The organism is Rhodopirellula sp. J20-39, from assembly GCF_057365095.1.
The window spans coordinates 2491289-2508573 of sequence record NZ_CP195123.1 but is presented as its reverse complement, the minus strand read 5'-3'; the positions used below and the strand labels follow the sequence as shown (position 1 = coordinate 2508573).

Genomic DNA, 17285 nt, shown 5'->3' with positions numbered 1-17285 from the left:
AGGCAAAAGTTCGTTGCAACTTGACAAAACCAACGTCGCGATTCGAGTGCGCACGCTGTCGGAAATTGGCGACCTATCGCTGTTGATGATACGTCGCTACCCGCGAGCATTCTTCCAAGCTTTTTTCTTGGGTGCTGGATTCTGGATCGTCCTGGATCTGCTGCTATTGGGTTGGTTACCGTTCCGCGTTGCAGATGCTGGCACGTTCGACGACGAGGCCTCCAGTGAATTCTTCCGCTATCTATTCTGGATGGCGACCTTAGTGTTTCTGCAGGCACCAATTGCTGGTGTGCTCTCAACGTTTTCGTTGGGGCAATCCATCTTTGAAAGCCAACCGACCCTGCGCCGAACCTTTCGAGAAGTTCGGTCGATGTTCTGGCCAATTACTTGGACGCTAGGCATCAAGCGGATGGCAATTCCCGCTGTGGTAATGTTGGCCTTTCGATGGGGGCAAGAATGGAACGGGTTCTTCGACGTCTTCATGCCCATCGTGTTTATATTGATCGCCGCGATCATCCGCGGCAATCGACCATTCGTAGCGGAAATGATCATGCTCGAACGGTGCCCCTTGCGGGCCACACAATCAGGATCGATCACGCTAAAACGGCGTTCCAAAGCATTACACACCCCGATGGCGAGTGACTTAGGCGGTCGCTTTTTAGCCGTGTCAATGATTTTGATTGCTTTGATGGGATGCGTTTTCTATTCGATCTTTTGGGTTCGTGGCATTGCGATCGGGGTATGGGAAATGAACCTGGTTGCTTGCTTGATTTTTTATCCACTGGCGTTGTGGTTGATCGCTTCGCTGAGCGTCGTGGTTCGGTTGCTGGGCTACCTGGACGCCCGCATTCGGCTCGAAGGATGGGAAGTCGAACTGGCGATTCGTGCCGAAGCGATTCGCCAATTCGGCGAAGACATCATGACACCACCGGAGACATCTGCGCCGTCCAACCCGACACCCACTCCGTCACAACCCACTCCGTCACAACCCATTCCGGCAACGTCTCAGCCATCAACTGGCAATCCAACCGTGACCGCCTCGACAGGCCCATCATCGAGCTCGTCGATTCCCTCAATCGCAATCATCGCCTTCGCCGCATGCCTGGGCTGGTCCGGAAACGGATTCGCCGATACCAGCGGCACACCGGCCGATTCCCCCGTGCAACCGGTGGTAGCGGATTCGGTTTGGTTCGACTCCGATGCTGGCACCTTGGTGCCCATCGAGCTGACCGACCAACGCACCGACACCATGAATCGGAATAGCCGCTGGACTCCCAAGCCACCCACCGCTAAACCCACCACAGCCGCCGCGCCACCACCGACCACAGCCACGGGCGCCGGCACCTCGTGGGGGTCCCTATCAATCGGAAACCTCTTTGGATGGGTGTTACTGGGATGTCTGATGGCAGTTTTGCTGGGCGCGCTCGCTTACGTGTTCGCAAACAGCTCGTTCGACTTCCGCTCCGAACCGGACCAACAAATATTGGTAAACCGCCGCGGCCTCGATGAACAAACCAAACAACGCATAGCAGAACTGCCCGCGGAACTTCGCGACACGAACATCAACCCGCGTGCCGAGCTAGAACGATTGATGCAGCGCGGTGATTTCGACCGAGCGATTATCTTCTTGTTCGGTCACCAGCTCTTATTGCTTGACCGTGCGACGTGGCTGAGACTTTCACGCTGGAAGACCAATCGGCAATACGTTCGCGAAACCGAAAACAGCCAAGCCCTCGCCGGCCAATTGCTAGGTAAGACCGTTGACTCATTCGAACGATCTTACTTCGGTCGCCACAGCTTAACCCGCGAACAATTTGACGTTCTGTGGCAAGACAACCTGCGACTCGAAGCGATGGTGGCATCACCAGCGGAGGTCTCGGCATGAATTGGAACAAGTTAACGGTCTGCCTCGTCCTTTTGCTCACTACAGGGTGTTCTTCGTTTCACACCGATTACGGTGAAAGCGGTGGCGTCGACGGCAAACAAAGCGTCAATGGCTTCGGCGCGTTTCGCTCTTTTCTAGAAGAATCAAGCGAAGCCTCCTCAAACACCCCTGAAATCAAAACTCGTGATCTCGGTCGGTTATCGGCTCGAGCGGACCAACTCAACGGGATCGTTTGGATTCCCCAAGCGTGGCCCCCCGCCAATGAACGCGAAGTGACTCGGTGGATGAAGCGTTGGCTAAGCGACAAACCCCGGACCATCGTGTTTGTGGTGCCAGATGGCGGTAGCACAGAGGCTTATTTCCGAGAGGCAGCGAAATTGGCCGAACCGGCTCAACGACTCGAATACCGACGGCAGCTCGCGACCCAAATCAACGACCGCCTACTCGACGCTGGTAAGCGGAAAGACGTTCGGGTCAGGAATTGGTTTATCGCCCGCTCACTGCCTTACAGAATGTTCTTGCCAGATCGCCGAGTCGCCGACTACCAACTCGCTGACGACTTCGAATTGTGGTCCAGCGAACTAGAAGACTACTTGGATTACGACGAATTCGACCTTGTCGAGATGGATGACGAGGATTTGTACGCTGAGATCGACGCCATGATCGAAGAAGACTTCGATGATGAAGTCGAGGAAGAGGTTGTCGAGCAGGTGGACTTAACCAGTTTCGAATCGCTGCACCAGGAATCGATCACACTGAATTCAAAGGCCGTCCAACTGACCACGCTTGCCAAAATCCAAAGCGAAAATTGGGGTCAGTCCCAAGTATTGGTGGTCACCAGCGGGGGGCTATTAACGAACTTTGCGATGACCGGTTCGCCCGCGAACCGGATGGCGTCTGCCATTGAAAAGCAAATCCGGACAACCGCTCTTGATGACTCGTCGCCACCGGATGAAGCGGAAGAACCGCTTCAAATCGGATTCCTGTCGTCCGACGACATGCCAATCCCCATTTCTAACGCGAAGCCCGGCGCACCACCCTCAACCGGGATGGAACTATTAACCACGTGGCCACTGAGCTTAGTTACGATGCATGGGCTATTCCTGGGCGTGGTGATGTGCCTCATGCTTTTGCCAGCCTTCGGTCGACCTCGGACGGTCCGCCACAATCGAACCACCCACTTTGGAAACCACCTATCCGCCATGGCGACGCTGATGCGGCGAAGTGGAGGAAGCGGGGGCGGAGTGATGTTCGCCAAACGCAAGATCAGCCAATACCTCAGACTCGTCCGTGGCGAAACGGTCGGCCCCTGGGTTCTGCCAGAACCATCCAATACGCCACCCGACACCAGTTTGTCCAATCCCAGTTCAACCGAAATTAAAACCGCCGATCCGCCGTCCAGCTAAAAGCTTGCTAGCGGCCAGACCTTTCCTGCTTTCCAAACTTAGCCGACACAACCTGCACGCTTGACCTTCAATCGGCTTCCAATATGACCGACCAAAAAAACCCATGGGCCGATGCGGCCAAACGACTCAAGGCTCAAGAAGAAGCCGCCGTCGCTCAACGCGAAGTGAAAAAGTCACCGCCTTCTGAGCCAGTCGCGACCGAGAAACCTGCCCCCGCCGCACCGCCAAAAGCGAAGGCTGATCCGACCTTCGTCATGCTGACATGCGCTCATGGCGCCGAAGGTCTTGTCAAAGAACAGATCGCACAAGAAGGCTGGCGCCTGGCGTTTTCTCGTCCCGGTTTCGTCACCGCCAAACACGATCAAACCAAACCGGTTCCGACCGGGATCTTCATTCGAACGGGATGCCGCTCGTTGGGTAACGCCAAGAGCCAAGATGGCGACGAGCTAATCGACAAGCTGTTTCAGTCGATCGAATCGATGCCCCAGCCAATTGATCAACTGCATGTCTGGCCCAGAGACCGAGCACCGATTGGCCGCTTCGACTTCGAGCCCGAAATCGATGAAGTTGCACAAGCCGTCGCCGCGAGGATCCTAGAAAGAGTGAAGCCGAACACCTTTCGCTGTAGCCTCGCCAACCAAATCGCCCAACCGGGTGAGTCGATACTAGATGTCGTTCTAGTCGATCCTTCCCAGTGGTTCTTTGGTACGCATACGGCGACCACCTTACCAACTCGCTGGCCCGGTGGTGTGCAACCGGTTGCGCCCGAATACGAGCCGATCTCACGTGCCTATTACAAGGCGGCGGAGTCCATCGCGTGGAGCGGATTTGACATGCGGCCCGGCGACTTGGCAGTCGAGGTGGGAAGTGCCCCCGGTGGCGCATGCGGACGCCTACTCGAAATGGGCTTGAAAGTGATCGGAATCGATCCAGCGGAAATGGACGAACGAATCGCGTCGCACCCACGGTTCCAACACTACGCCGCCCGCGCTGGCGATCTGCCTCGGCGGGTATACCGAGGGGCGAAATGGCTGCTGGTCGACTCGACCGTCAAGCCGGACGCCACATTAAGCACGGTTCGCAACATCATTGAAAGTCGCGAATCAAGCATCGAAGGATCATTGATTACGATGAAGCTGGGCGACTATTCGCGAGCTTCCCAAATCCCTCGATGGCGTGACGAGGTCCTGCGTTGGCGACCCGAGGGTTTGGAGATTCGACAGCTCGCAAGAAATCGATGCGAGGTCTGCTTCGCCGTGAAAGGCCGCTGCCGATAACTGGCTCTCGCTACTGCAGCGTACTTGGTCGCTACTGCGGGTTGGATTCGAGCTCAACCGAATCACCGGTGTTGACCTTCACACCCATCGAATCCACTTTCACGTCACCGGTTGCATTGACATCAACGTCCGCTCCGGGTGCTTTGACCTGTACCCCATTGTCGTACGAAACATCCACGTCGACATCCGGAGCCCGCACTGAAACACTTTCGCCGGGCTTGCGTTTCACGTCCACTCCAGCAGCCTGCACGTCGACGGAACCGTCTTCGCCAATCTCGACACTCCCGTTGCCCCAGTCGAGCTTGAAGCCGCCCGCACCAGGATCTTGGCCGGCGCCTTTACCGCCGCCAACACCGCCCGTGCTGTCACACCCCGTCATCGCGATGAACACCGTAGGCAGAACGACCAAAGTGATTCCACAGAGCAAACGTGCATAGCGATTCATCGGATAGTCTTCCGTTTTGGCGGTAACGAATTCTCCCCAACAGCGGGGCAACGCAACGGCAGTTTACTGCAATCCCTTACCCGACACAGGGGACGACCACGTAAACCGTAGCGGGAACACGCCCACCCGGGTGCCGCGTTTCAATTTGGCACCCACTTTCAGCAACGGCACGTTCCACGACTTCATCGGCAACAAAAATGGGTTGAACGCCGAAGACGACCTTCCCGCCCACCTTCAAAACCGGTTTGACCTGGTCGAGGAAAAGCCGCAAAGTCGCCGTCCCGTCCTCACCGCCATCCCACATTTGGTCGCCGTCGACGCCTAAACGCTGCGTCAACTTGAGTGCCTTGCCTGTTTGCGTGGGCACGTACGGCGGATTGAAAAACACGAAGTCATATCTGCGTTCGGCCGGAACATCCGCAAACAAGTCGCTAACCCAAAACCGAGTGTCCGCTCGATTAAAAGCGGCGACCCGCTGAGAACTTTCCACCCGCGACGCCGAACAATCAACACCATCGACTTGCAGTCGCAAAGGCTGACCGGTTCGCCGCTTGTTCCCACTCACAATCGATAACGAGACCAATGCCCCTTCACCGATGCCCATCTCCAAGAGGTGGGTAACATCACCCGAATCATTCGCTTCGATTAGTTCCGGCAACGTCCGCGCTAACATCACGGTGACCGGATCGAATTGGACCTGGGTCTTGGCTGGAATCCGCACACCAAAGATCCTGCCGATCACCCACCGATTACGACGAAGGACTCGCAACAGCGGTTGAACAACAGGATAGATACGGTTAGCGACGGACACGAATGAGCTGACTATTCTTTCGCGTGAGCCAAGGCCAGCAAACAATAAGCGGTCACCAACTGGCGATCGCCTTCCATCCATCGTTCACTTTGATCGTTCACCCACGAACCGTCTTCCTGTTGAGTGCTTTCAAGCTTTTCGACCAATTCCAGTCGCCAATCGTGAGCAGTGCCACCCTTGGCGTCGACAACTTCCAACCCGGCCACGTCCAACGCCTTGGCAAACGTGTGGTAGTAGTAGAACAACCCTTGAGCTCCCATGCCCGGATTGTTTTCCAACGTGTAGTGATCGCGGATGAAACGAAGGGCTGCGTCCACGCGTGGATCTTCTGGCGTCAGCCCAGCGTAGATCATGCTCTTCAAACCGGCGTACGTCATCGAACCGTAGCTTCGAAGACCGCCCGATTCGGATTCCCCCGCCTTGCTTTGACCACCGGCCGCCGGCGTGTAATAAAACCCGCCGTCACCAATCTTGTCAGCGTGCGGCGTATCGTTGCCAGCTTGCGTGTCAGCGGGTTGCTTCAGGTTTTGAGTTCGAGCAACAAACCGAAGAGCCTTTTGAATTGCTTCGTCATCAGCATCATTTCCCAGTTCATGCAACGCATCGATCAAGAACGATGTATTAGACAAGTCGGGACGTGAATGACTGCCGTAGCCCGCACCGCCGTAAGCAGCATCCTCTGGTGTAATACCTTCACCCTCGTCCCACTGAATTTCTTTCAGGAACAACTCCGCTCGCTTCAACGCACTGGCATATTTCCCGGAACCGGATTGACCATCAGCTTCGCTCGCGGCGACCAACGCCAATACGGCCGTTGAGGTTTCGTAATTGCGGTACAACGAGCCGACCGCATAGATCCCACCATCGGGCTGCATCTTACTTTCGATGAACTTCAACGCCTTGATCACCGCCGGATCCGTTGTCGCAGCTTGAGGCCGATGCTCCAGAATCGCTCGGACACACAGCCCCGTCACCGCCGCGCCGGTCTCACCACTGAAGGCACCATCGTCACCTTGGCCGCGATTTTGCAGGAACGCGATCCCACGATCAGCCATGACTTCGATGCGGCGATTCAGATCAACATTCGAGTTTTCATCGTCTGTCGAAGCAGTTGCTGAGTCGGCTTGTTCCGCGACGACTTCAGCACCTTCGGAATAGCTTCCCGATTGCAATGCAACGACGGAAACGAGCAGCCATGCGAGTGACTTTACTGACCAAGCGATGTTCATTTGTGCTCACGTAATTAGGGACAGAGTAGGGGATTCGAAGCATGAAGATCGAAACGTTCGGCACAATGCGATCGACCCTCAAATACTTCGTGGTTCAACGTCAATCATATCGCGATATCCCACTCCATGCTCAGAATGATGGTAAGAAAATCCGATCAAGTAAGGTATGTCGATCCCACCACCCAAATCGCTGCTTCGTTCTCGCCGACGCCTTTACGCGCAATCGGCCCAGACCGTTCATACTCACGCCGGATCCGTCGCGGCTTCTCGGGAGATTTCTACCCCGGAGATCCCTGCGCACGAAAATCGCATGCGTCACTTCGCTACGCGTGACTTTCCGGTGCAGAACAATCAAGTGCCTGAAAACAGTGCGCGTGATCGACGAGTTCGAAGATCGCTTGCCAGCGAAACGTGGCTTCGCATCGATCCGCCCGAAATTCTGACCGGCGATCGGGTTGTCCCTGCGGGCCCAGAGCCCAAGCCGGTACCCGTCAAACCGTTCACGCCGGTTCCGAATTTCCGCCGGACGGACATTCCCAAGCCGATGTCCGTTTCGACGTCCAATCCTGTTGTGACTTTTGAAAAAGTTGACTCACCCACAACCGCATCAGAGGAGCCGCTCGAAGCGATTCCATTTTGCGAGTTCGTTGATCCCGATGAAGAACCGACCCACGATCCGCACAAATGGCTCGCCCTGCACGCGACGGACCTAATCGAACGCATGACCGAATGGTCCGAAGATCTCGGTGAACGAGAAGCGAACCTGCATGCTCGAGAAGCGAAGTGGGAGCGTCAAGCCAGACGATTGCGAATGCAGTTCCAAGAAACTCAAATGGAACTGGACGAAATCACAGCCAACCTCAATCGGCAAACACGTCAACTCAACGAGCAACAACAGCGAATGCAACGTGACGTGCGGACACTCGCGATGGAGATTCGTTGACCACCAACTCATCGGTATCTCGACGCTAACTTAAAAACCGTCACCTCGAACGTGGATCCGCTGGTCTCAAAACAATCGGTCGGCTTGTCGATTGACTGACAATCCTAGATGATGAACAGACACTCCCCCCTCTCCGAGACGGATCGTTCCGGCTCGTCCTTTTGCCTGTGATGCCTGCCTACTGATTGGCAGAACCACAGCGCAACGAGTCGAAAGTTGAGCCATGCCGCCGCTGATCGTTCGCAAGGTGGAATCTCGAAAGGACATGCGGTCCTTCTTGAAGATGACGCAGACGATCTATGCGAACGATCCTCATTGGGTTCCGCCCCTTACCGCCGAGGTTCGCACCCGGCTGAACCCCAGAAAGAATCCTTACTTTCAACACGCGACCGCCGCCCAGTGGATCGCTCAACGTGGCAGCGAAACGGTAGGCCGGATCTCGGCCCAAATTTGCGACCTCGCCCAACAACATCAAGCCGCCGGCACCGGACACTTCGGATTCTTCGAATGCGAAGACCGGCAAGAGACGGCTAACGAGCTGTTCGCCACCGCCGCGAATTGGTTACTTGAACGCGACATGAACCAAATGGTCGGTCCTTTTAACCTATCGATCAATGAAGAGGCGGGGTTGCTAATCGACGGATTTCATCGTCCACCCTACATTTTCATGAGCCATAATCCGGCGTATTACGAAACGCTGTTCAATGCCAATGGCCTGACCAAAGAAATTGATGTCTTCGCCTACCACCTCGACATCACGCAACCGTATCCCAAACGCATCACCCGCGTTCTCCAGTCCGCCGCTCGCGATACCAAGATTCAACTTCGCAACGTCGATAAACAAAACCTCGAAGCAGAACTGGGACTACTCCTAGAACTGTTTAACGAATCCTGGTCTGAAAATTGGGGACATATCCCAATGACCGTCGCCGAGGTAAACGATCTCGCAATGCTTGTGCGGCGTCTATTCAGCACCGATGCGGTTGTGCTGGCGGAGGTCGACGGCCAGTGTGCCGGTTTCATCGTCGTGATCCCCAACCTGAACGAACTGACCGCGGACCTAAACGGTCGGTTGTTCCCGGTCAATTGGCTCAAAATGCTGTACCGGATCAAGCGAGAACAATGCACTTCGGTTCGCGTCCCCTTGATGGGAATCTCACGCAAATTTCAAAACACGCGAACGGGCGCGGCGATCGCCTTTTCGATGATCGACCGATGCCGAAACGCCTGCGTTGCCAAAGGGGCGGTGCACTGTGAGATGTCGTGGATTCTGGAAACCAACAAAGCGATGCGATCGATCCTGGACGCATCCGGCTCCCAACTCGACAAGACCTATCGTCTCTATTCGAAGTCGCTGACAAACGGTCATTAAGCCGCTGGTCACGACACTCAGCCACGAAACCGCCAGTCTCCAAACTGCCAGCGACTGGTCAGCCGATTCGCACCCCCGGTCGAGCTAAGCTAGCGACGCATTTAGCGACAAATCGATTTCAACGGGACAGTGGTCCGATCCCATGATGTCCGGCCGAATCCTCGCGTCAACTACGCGGCCTATGAACCGTTTGGCGACCCAGAAATAATCCAAACGCCAGCCGACGTTCCGTTCGCGAGCACCACCGCGATACGTCCACCACGAGTAGTGCCCGGGCCCAGGTTCAAATTGGCGGAACGAATCGACGAAACCTGCGTTAACCATCTCATCGACGGCGGCTCGTTCTTGGTCGGTAAAACCCGCGTTCTTGCGGTTTGATTTGGGATTAGCCAGATCAATCTCTTGGTGCGAACAATTCAAATCACCGCAAAAGATGACCGGCTTGCGACGGTTCAGCTTGCTAACGTACGCCATGAAATCCAGGTCCCAGCGCTGCCGGTAATCTAGCCGAGCCAATTCCCGCTGCGAGTTGGGCGTGTAAACGTTGACTAGGTGAAAGTCCTCGGTCGTGATCGTAATAACACGCCCTTCACCGTCATGCTCTTCGATACCGATTCCCAGTTGCTCCTTTTTGATCGGCAATTTGGACCATGTCGACGTTCCGCTGTAGCCGCGTTTTTGCGCGGGGTTCCAAACCTGGGTGTAGCCTAGATCGTCCACCCATTGCGTATCGACTTGATCCGGTTCGGCTTTCGTTTCTTGAAAACAAATAACATCCGGCTGTTCGGACTCAACGTATTCACGCAGGCCTTTTCCTAACGCGGCACGGATCCCATTCACATTCCATGAAACCAACCGGAGCGTGTCTTTACGGTTCATCGATTCAGCAGTCCATCGAGACTAAGTGGCGTCAGCGGATCGTCATGCAAACGCATCCACGCTGAACGGTTCGTGGGGTTGGCACAGTTGCTTGCCAAGCACACCCAAACAAGAAACCGAGATGCTAACAGGACCGGCGGTTCAGTTTAAGGACAGCGGTCGTTGCCGTCCGTGACTATTGACTTCGCAGAGCTTCCATTCGTTGCAACACTTCAGCCTCCAGTCGGCGTGCTCCAACCACTTCTCGGATTTGATCCGGACGGCGAGCTCCAGCCAATGCTGCGGTCACCCCCGGTTGCGAGACCGCCCATGACACTGACAGTGCGGCAACGGTCATATTCAAATCGGCAGCAATTTCGCCAAAACCGTCGACGACATCGTGTGCCCGCTGACGTGCCTCCCCTTGGAAAATCGGATAGTTCGGCCGACTATCGCCCTCAGCAAAAACATGGTCACGTCCAATTTTGCCAGCCAGTAACCCTTTCATTAAAGTCCAATACACCCACACATCGCACCCGCTCGAATGGGCGTCTGCGATTTCGTCTTCCAGCTTGTTCCGCTGTAAAAAGTTGAGGGGACACTGGATCGCTTCGCACCGACAAACCGCATCAAATCGTTTGCGTTGTGAAGGCGTGGCATTGCAAAGTCCAATCCGCTGAGCAAGTCCCGCCTCGCGAATATCAAGCAAGGCCTCTGCACTTTCCTCAACGGCGGTCTGGTCATCAATACAATGCAGCATCAATGTTTCGAAGCGATCTCGCTTGAGTCGCCGCAGTGATTCTTCAGCGTCCTGCCGAAGAACCTTTGCTCGGCCGTCGATCACCCGCACGCCATCGACATAACGCTGGCCCACTTTGCCGATCACATGAAACTGGTCCGCGTCCCGCCGCTCGGCACCACCTAGCTCAGAAAGCACTTGGCCCAAATAGCGATCCGATTCACCATCCAATCCATACCCATAGGCAGTATCAAACGTAGTGATCCCTAATTCGATCGCCGCGCGGATGGTTTGCAACGCGTCTTCGGACGTAACGCCCATCGTCGTGACGCCCGCAATAGGCCAGAGCCCTAATACGATCGGACAATCAGGGGATTTAGGATGACTCGACGATCCGGTAGTGAGTTGATGGTTCATGCAACCAAGATAGCCCGTACCGACGACAGGCAAAACCATTCAATCGAATCAACGGATGCGGAACGTTGCCCCGCCGACATCGTCGGCTCTTAGCGAAACGGCGTGCCCCATCCGGTTTCACCTCAACTCCAATACCGACCGTAGCAATCACTTCCAGCGGTCCGAGACTCGATCGTGAGAAACAAAATTCTCGCGATCAAGCGATGACTTTATGACGGAGCCTGATCTCGACTAGGTCGCCTCCGGCTACATTTCATTTTGGGGCTGATCGTAGTGGATGAGGCGACGAATCCTGTCCACTCACCGACCAGACGGGCTCGTCGCCTCGCCCACTACACCCAACTTGAATCTGGATGAAGCACTAGTGCTTCGGCTACTTTTCATTTCGGGGCTGATCGTAGTGGATGAGGCGACGAATCCCACCCACTCACCAACCAGACGGGCTCGTCGCCTCGCCCACTACACCCAACTTGAATCTGGATGAAGCACTAGGTCGTCTCTGGCTTCCACCATGAATGGTCGGCGGTGGCTGCGGTTTCCACTTCTTGCTCGTAATTGCGATCCTCTTCGGATAGCCATTGGTTACGTGCCGCTTGTGCTGCCGCTTCTTCCGCATCGATACGACCGTCCGCAGGCTCTCGTTGGAACCAAGCCCATCCGATCGCGTCTTCAACCTCTTGGGTCTCAACGATTTCGACAGGGCGTCGCTCTTCGATAACCTTGGGAACGCGAACTGGCTTACGTTCCGGTTCGACATGTCGCTCGATCTTGATCTGAGGCCGGCGTTTTTGACGATGCTGGCGGTTCAGACGCTGAAACGCGAAATGGTATTTCGACTTCGGTGGTTTGGGCCGTGCAGGAATCACGCGGCGGTTTTCGACGACCAATTCCGCTGGACGAGCAACCGGCAAAGGTTCCGGCGTGCGTTCGATGACGACGGGAGCAACCACGACGGGTTCCGGCTCGGGCTCCGGTGCCTCTTCAACCTCATCCGCTGCCGCTACTTCCACTTCTTCTTCGATATACTCTTCTTCGTACTCTTCCTCTGGATATTCTTCCGGCGGTGCCAATATGTGAGCACGTCCAGGAGCACCTTGTGCTGGCATCTCGCGAACTTCCACGCCGATGTTGTGGAAGATATCAACGATGTGATCGTGACACGTGAACATCATCACCTGATGCCCAAGTTCGGCGAACGTTTGCAACGTACGGGCCGCGTGATCGGCACGAGCACCGTCAAAGTTGACCAGCACGTCGTCCAAGATTAGCGGCAACATAACGCCACGCCGTGAGTAGGCGGCGGCCAACGAAAGTCGCAATGCAATGAAGACGGCTTCGCCGGTACCACGGCTGAGCACTTCAAGAGGCAGAGACTTCCCATGGGAATCGTCGATCTTCAGTTGATTGGAACCCAACGGTGTCCAAATTCGAGTGTACTTCCCATCGGTCAATTGATTTAGGAAGGAGGATGCTTCACGGAGCGTTTCCGGTTGACGTTCATTTTCAACCGTTCCGCAAACATCTTCCAACAAGCAACTGGCTGTCGCGAGCGTTTGCCAACGTCGAGCAAGCTGATTGAGCTGACGTTCCACACAACCCAATTCCAAGCGAGCGGTCATCAACCGATCGTCGTCCCCGAGCTGCTTCATGCTAGCGGCCAACTCGCCTTGTGCGGTTTGCAGTCCAGCGACACGGCCTTCCGTTTCCGTCATGCGAGTGGTTAACGAATCCCAACGACGTTCCAGATCGGTAGCTTTCGCACCTTCTACCTCCCGCGCCACATCGTCGTAGTTGACCGACGTGCCAATCATCGTGCGAATTTGCTTGTCGAGCTCTTCGAAGTTCTGACGATACTGAGCCAATTGCGATTTGCGATCGACCAGTTGATAGAACTGTTCCGATGTCGCGACGCCACACTTCGCCCACAACGCTCGCCGCTGCTGTTCGCCGCGTTCGATTGCTTGCGAGTGCATGAGTTGTTGCTTCTTGTACTGGGCATCTTGCCGTTTCAAGTCCCGACGTTGCTTGATCCAGTGCTGCTGACGTGCAAGCTCTTCGTGCAGGTGATTGAGCTGATCCAGTGGATTGGATCGTGATTTCAACAAGCTTTGAATCTTGCTGGCACCTTGCTTTGGCCGTTGTGACCGCGATGCGATTTCGTCATCGTAATCATCGTCGTAGGCTTCCACGTCAACGTCTTGGTAGTCGTCTTCGTAGCCGTTCGAACCGTGCGTGCGATAGGATGCCTGCTTGTCACGGGATCCAGCCCCCTTACCCCGCGATCCCGACTTCGAGTCACGCGAGCCTGGCTTTTGTTTCCTGGACTGCGAAGCCGAAGATCGTTCTGGCTCGTAATACTCTTCGGTTTCGTCACTGTCACCGGATGCGTCAATCGATTCGATGTAGAGCGATTCGATCCGTTTAGCAATCGTCTGACGTTCCTTGCGACGTTGTTCCCGCTCTTCTCGCAAATCGTTCAAGCGACGAATGCTGGACTGCAAAGTTTCATAGCCATCGCCCAACGAACGAACGCTTTTGGGCGACAAGGTGGTCGATAGCCCTAAACGATCCAACGTCGCCGTCCATTCGCGGCGAGCGACCTTCAGCCCCTCAGCCGCCTTGGTCGCACGTTGATACGATGCTTTGTACGACTGTTCCGCCGCCATATGCGACAAGTGGATCGGCTCCGCTTCCTCAAGTTCGCCCAGTAACTGATCCGCTTCGCGAAGTTGAGCTTCGAGCGATTCTTTGGAATGATGAGCCGACGAATCGACATCCGCACGCTCGGACTCGACTTCTCGAATTTGCCGGCGGACACTATCAATTTGCCGCTCGCAATCTTCCAAGTCCAACACCGCACTGCGTTGGCCACGTTCTCGCGAAAGGTAATACACCAACAATGCCATCGCACCGAACAGGATGCACATCATCCCTTGGGTCGGATTAGGTCGGCCGACGAATGTCGTGATCTGGAAGACGTTGAACATGCCGTAAAGCACCAACATCCCACCAAAGATGAACGGCAGTCCGAGCACGAACAGGCGATCGATCGGCAACGCTTCGTCGGTCGTCAGTTCAATGGACTCTTGTTCCAGATCACGGTGCTGACGGATCAGCTTGTCGAGATGCTGGCTAAGCTGGATCCGATGGCGAAGCGAAGCGATGTTTTCACGTTCACGCCGAATCGCTTGAGGCACATCATCAGCATGGGCGCGACGCAAGAGTTCTTGCAATCGTTCGCCGTGTTTCTCTGCACGAGCCTTGTAGTTCTTCCCTTCACTTCGGGCCTGCTTCAGCAGGAACATTTGCTCTTTAACGTGCTTGGCTGGCCCCGACAAAACCGAAAGGGTCTGTCGCGAGAAGTCAGGCAACTCGCCCGCGTCGCCTTGGGCAAGCGTCTCCCGCTCACCTTCGTCAATTCCCAAGCGATCCGCGTCGACTTCGACCTGCTTGCGTGCTTTTTCGATTTGCACGTCGATTCGGCTGATCTGTTCTTCGAGTGCTTCGACCCAAGTCGCTTGCTGGGTGGCGGCTTCGATCCGCCCCTGCAAATCGAACAAACGCTTGTTAACCGGCAACTGTTCCGCTTTGTCTCGCAGCCCACGTCGGCGATTCTTGATCTCTTCGACCTTGCCACGACGTTCTTCGATCATGGCGTCGATTTGAACCAATTGCGACGGTGCTTCGTCAGGCAAACTGGATTCGTTTTCAATGTCCGCGATCTTTTCGCGAATCTGCTCACGTTCTTGCCAAGGCTCGAAAACGCTCGTCGCGATCTCAACACATCGGGCTTCACGTTCCCAAGCGACCATCCGCGACCGCAACGAATCAATTTCTTGACTCTGCGTCCGTCGCTGCGTTGCCAGTTCGCTCCACCGACGAGTTTGTCCGCTGAGACGCTGAATTTCATCACGCAATTTCTCGCGTTTGCTCATCATGCCAGCAAGTTTGCCAGCGGCAGCTTCTTCTTCACCGGGCGACGCTGCACCACGGCCTACCAATTCGCCTCGTCCCGCACGCAACGAACGCAACACGTCCACTAACGAAACGCGGTCCAAACCGCTGCTAAGCTTATACAGTTCATCGGCGGCCGAAGTGTCGTCCAATGTCGACAACTCTTGCAGCTCGCGAATCCCGATCGCGAACACGTTGGAAAAAATGGGCTCATCGATCCCGCCCAATAGGCCGGACAATCGATGCTGTCCTTGGCTGAGTCCATCCGCACCGGTGACGGTCAATGTCCCGGTCGAAGATTGGTCGGTCAGTTGGCTGTGCCGACGTACTTCGTAGCCGCCACCGGGGCCGGTCACACGAATCGCACCACCTGGCGTGCCACCGTAAACCGGCGGCAGGTAACGCGCACGTCGCTCGGGTGTGAAGCCGTAAAGCATCGCACGCAAGAATTGCATCAACGTTGTCTTACCAGCCTCGTTGGGCCCGTAGAACAAGGTCATGCCTTCGTTCATGGAATCGACTGAAAGCCCGGTCCAGACGCCGAAACCGTCAATTTGGATATCTTTGATCTTCATGATTTGCGTCCCCAAGACGGTTTGCCACCACGAAGCAGTTCAACGCCCAACAGCGTTGCTTCGTCGAGAGTGAGATCACGTTCACCAGCGGGCACGTCGCCCAATAGCGTCGAAGCGGTACTGGATAGATCAGTATGTTCTTCGGTAAAAGGCATCAGTTGCATCGGGCCCGACTTGGCCGTCGCCGTCTGACTACCTGTATCTGCACCGGAGCGAGGTTTCAGTTCGCCGGTTGCCCCCGAGGCCACTTTGCGGAACTTCTCCGCCGCTCGCAAGAAGTCGCCCAAGATGGTGTCCTCATCTCGCCACGATTTCGGATATTGCTGAGGCGGACGCACCGTCAAGCGAGTGGTCCACGCCGCCGGATTGCCATTGCCATGGTCTTGGCGAAGCTGACGCAATAGCTCGTGAGGGTCACCAACCATCGACAGCATTTCCGGGTCGGTCAGTGTTACATCCCAAGCGATCAACAAATGCCGGCCACCGTTTTCGTTGGCGAGCGTTGAAATCTTTTGTCCGATCAGGTTTCGCAGCGTGCCAACGGCTCGAATTTCCGAGGCGTCGATTAACACATGGGCATAACGAAAGCGATCCGTCTCGACTTGACGGACACGAGCGGTTTGGTCCGCATCCACATCCACGACGAGATATCCGTGAGCACCACTCTCGGCCAAACAACGGCCTTGGGTCGAACCTGGAGCAAACGCTCCCGCCGAGCCAACGCCCTCGATTTCCGTATAGTTATGCGGGCCACCCAAGGCCCAGTAATCGTGACGCCCGGCCGATAATGCGGATGCGTCAGCGGTCCCATAGCCGACCGCGACGGTGAATTCATCGGTTGTTTCAGTTTGAAAGCCTGGCACGTGCAACGATGCACGCCCTTCGCTGGACCGACCGACCACGTGGCAGACCACTCGACCGGCCCGCTCATAAGGCACCGAAAGTGCACGATCGCGAGGAAATAGCGTCACGTTGGGCGGCAACGGAACGGCCTCGGGCCACTGCTTGGGATCGTCGGCGATTCCGGCAGCCCAATAGACTGGCGTCCCGGCGGCGTGCAGCTTTTCAAAGTTGTCCAACAGCAGCGACATGCCGTGCGGTCCCGCGGCTACGGGATGCAAAAGGTCGCCTGAAAGGACCAGGAAGTCGATATTATCGGCCAACGCAGCTTCGAAAACGGCAGCGGCAGCGTCTCGAGGAGCCGTTGCCATCGCATCGCGAAGGCTATTGGGCAACTGGTCGAGATCCCCGAGCGGCGTCTCCAAATGGAAATCGCTAGCGTGGATAAAGCGGAATGATTCTCCCGGCATCGTTTCCTCCCTGAAAACCGATGTCCGCCCTTCGAATTCATGCCGGCGGTTGCCAACAATCTCA

At 55.8% G+C, this 17285-nt stretch carries 12 protein-coding genes; 5 read left to right on the top strand and 7 right to left on the bottom strand.

Annotation, left to right across the window (positions count from 1 at the left end; genetic code table 11):
- Nucleotides 1–13 precede the first annotated feature (13 nt).
- The 3 genes from ACR3ZL_RS09025 to ACR3ZL_RS09015 all read left to right on the top strand — a co-directional run bounded on the left by ACR3ZL_RS09025 (nt 14) and on the right by ACR3ZL_RS09015 (nt 4568).
- Nucleotides 14–1885: a hypothetical protein gene (locus ACR3ZL_RS09025; protein ID WP_473648186.1), complete on the top strand. Its 1872-nt coding sequence runs from the start codon at nt 14–16 to the stop codon at nt 1883–1885.
- Nucleotides 1882–3291, top strand: a complete 1410-nt coding sequence (locus ACR3ZL_RS09020; RefSeq protein ID WP_473648187.1) for a hypothetical protein — start codon at nt 1882–1884, stop codon at nt 3289–3291. Before ACR3ZL_RS09025 ends, ACR3ZL_RS09020 begins: the two co-directional genes overlap by 4 nt.
- Nucleotides 3292–3545: 254 nt before the next feature.
- The gene (locus ACR3ZL_RS09015; protein ID WP_473648302.1) at nt 3546–4568 is read left to right on the top strand and encodes an SAM-dependent methyltransferase; all 1023 of its coding nucleotides are present in this window, start codon (nt 3546–3548) and stop codon (nt 4566–4568) included.
- 31 nt (nt 4569–4599) lie between these two features.
- Here ACR3ZL_RS09015 and ACR3ZL_RS09010 read toward each other — a convergent pair whose 3' ends face one another.
- The 3 genes from ACR3ZL_RS09010 to ACR3ZL_RS09000 form a co-directional block, all read right to left on the bottom strand.
- Nucleotides 4600–5013: a hypothetical protein gene (locus tag ACR3ZL_RS09010; RefSeq protein ID WP_473648188.1), complete on the bottom strand. Its 414-nt coding sequence runs from the start codon at nt 5011–5013 to the stop codon at nt 4600–4602.
- Nucleotides 5014–5089: 76 nt separating this feature from the next.
- Nucleotides 5090–5824: a methyltransferase gene (locus tag ACR3ZL_RS09005; RefSeq protein WP_473648189.1), complete on the bottom strand. Its 735-nt coding sequence runs from the start codon at nt 5822–5824 to the stop codon at nt 5090–5092.
- Between the two features lie 11 nt (nt 5825–5835).
- Complete coding sequence (locus ACR3ZL_RS09000) at nt 5836–7053, bottom strand: prenyltransferase/squalene oxidase repeat-containing protein (RefSeq protein ID WP_473648190.1); 1218 nt, start codon at nt 7051–7053, stop codon at nt 5836–5838.
- Nucleotides 7054–7363: 310 nt separating this feature from the next.
- Between ACR3ZL_RS09000 and ACR3ZL_RS08995 the strand changes: the two genes are divergently transcribed.
- Both ACR3ZL_RS08995 and ACR3ZL_RS08990 read left to right on the top strand, forming a co-directional pair.
- Nucleotides 7364–7996, top strand: coding sequence for a hypothetical protein (locus tag ACR3ZL_RS08995; protein WP_473648191.1), 633 nt, complete (start codon nt 7364–7366; stop codon nt 7994–7996).
- 223 nt (nt 7997–8219) lie between these two features.
- Entirely contained in the window at nt 8220–9368 is a 1149-nt protein-coding gene (locus tag ACR3ZL_RS08990) for a hypothetical protein (RefSeq protein WP_473648192.1), read from the top strand.
- 84 nt (nt 9369–9452) lie between these two features.
- On the opposite strand, the gene ACR3ZL_RS08985 is transcribed toward ACR3ZL_RS08990, so the two are convergent.
- The 4 genes from ACR3ZL_RS08985 to ACR3ZL_RS08970 form a co-directional block, all read right to left on the bottom strand.
- Nucleotides 9453–10247 (bottom strand): exodeoxyribonuclease III, encoded by a 795-nt coding sequence (locus ACR3ZL_RS08985; RefSeq protein ID WP_473648193.1) that lies wholly within the window; start codon nt 10245–10247, stop codon nt 9453–9455.
- 175 nt (nt 10248–10422) lie between these two features.
- Nucleotides 10423–11382: an aldo/keto reductase gene (locus tag ACR3ZL_RS08980; RefSeq protein ID WP_473648194.1), complete on the bottom strand. Its 960-nt coding sequence runs from the start codon at nt 11380–11382 to the stop codon at nt 10423–10425.
- 488 nt (nt 11383–11870) lie between these two features.
- Nucleotides 11871–15911 carry an ATP-binding protein gene (locus ACR3ZL_RS08975; RefSeq protein WP_486173390.1) on the bottom strand — a complete coding sequence of 1347 codons (4041 nt, stop codon included), beginning with the start codon at nt 15909–15911 and terminating at the stop codon, nt 11871–11873.
- Nucleotides 15908–17221 carry a metallophosphoesterase family protein gene (locus ACR3ZL_RS08970; RefSeq protein WP_473648195.1) on the bottom strand — a complete coding sequence of 438 codons (1314 nt, stop codon included), beginning with the start codon at nt 17219–17221 and terminating at the stop codon, nt 15908–15910. The genes ACR3ZL_RS08975 and ACR3ZL_RS08970 overlap by 4 nt, the downstream gene beginning before the upstream one ends.
- Nucleotides 17222–17285 lie beyond the last annotated feature (64 nt).

What these genes read in the sequence shown, in the direction of transcription:
- ACR3ZL_RS09015 (WP_473648302.1), top strand. Translation starts at nt 3,546, where the DNA reads ATGCTGACATGCGCTCATGGCGCCGAAGGTCTTGTCAAAGAACAGATC.
- ACR3ZL_RS08990 (WP_473648192.1), top strand. Translation starts at nt 8,220, where the DNA reads ATGCCGCCGCTGATCGTTCGCAAGGTGGAATCTCGAAAGGACATGCGG.
- ACR3ZL_RS08995 (WP_473648191.1), top strand. Translation starts at nt 7,364, where the DNA reads ATGCGTCACTTCGCTACGCGTGACTTTCCGGTGCAGAACAATCAAGTG.
- ACR3ZL_RS08975 (WP_486173390.1), bottom strand. Translation starts at nt 15,911, where the DNA reads ATGAAGATCAAAGATATCCAAATTGACGGTTTCGGCGTCTGGACCGGG.
- ACR3ZL_RS09020 (WP_473648187.1), top strand. Translation starts at nt 1,882, where the DNA reads ATGAATTGGAACAAGTTAACGGTCTGCCTCGTCCTTTTGCTCACTACA.
- ACR3ZL_RS08985 (WP_473648193.1), bottom strand. Translation starts at nt 10,247, where the DNA reads ATGAACCGTAAAGACACGCTCCGGTTGGTTTCATGGAATGTGAATGGG.
- ACR3ZL_RS09000 (WP_473648190.1), bottom strand. Translation starts at nt 7,053, where the DNA reads ATGAACATCGCTTGGTCAGTAAAGTCACTCGCATGGCTGCTCGTTTCC.
- ACR3ZL_RS08980 (WP_473648194.1), bottom strand. Translation starts at nt 11,382, where the DNA reads ATGAACCATCAACTCACTACCGGATCGTCGAGTCATCCTAAATCCCCT.
- ACR3ZL_RS08970 (WP_473648195.1), bottom strand. Translation starts at nt 17,221, where the DNA reads ATGCCGGGAGAATCATTCCGCTTTATCCACGCTAGCGATTTCCATTTG.
- ACR3ZL_RS09010 (WP_473648188.1), bottom strand. Translation starts at nt 5,013, where the DNA reads ATGAATCGCTATGCACGTTTGCTCTGTGGAATCACTTTGGTCGTTCTG.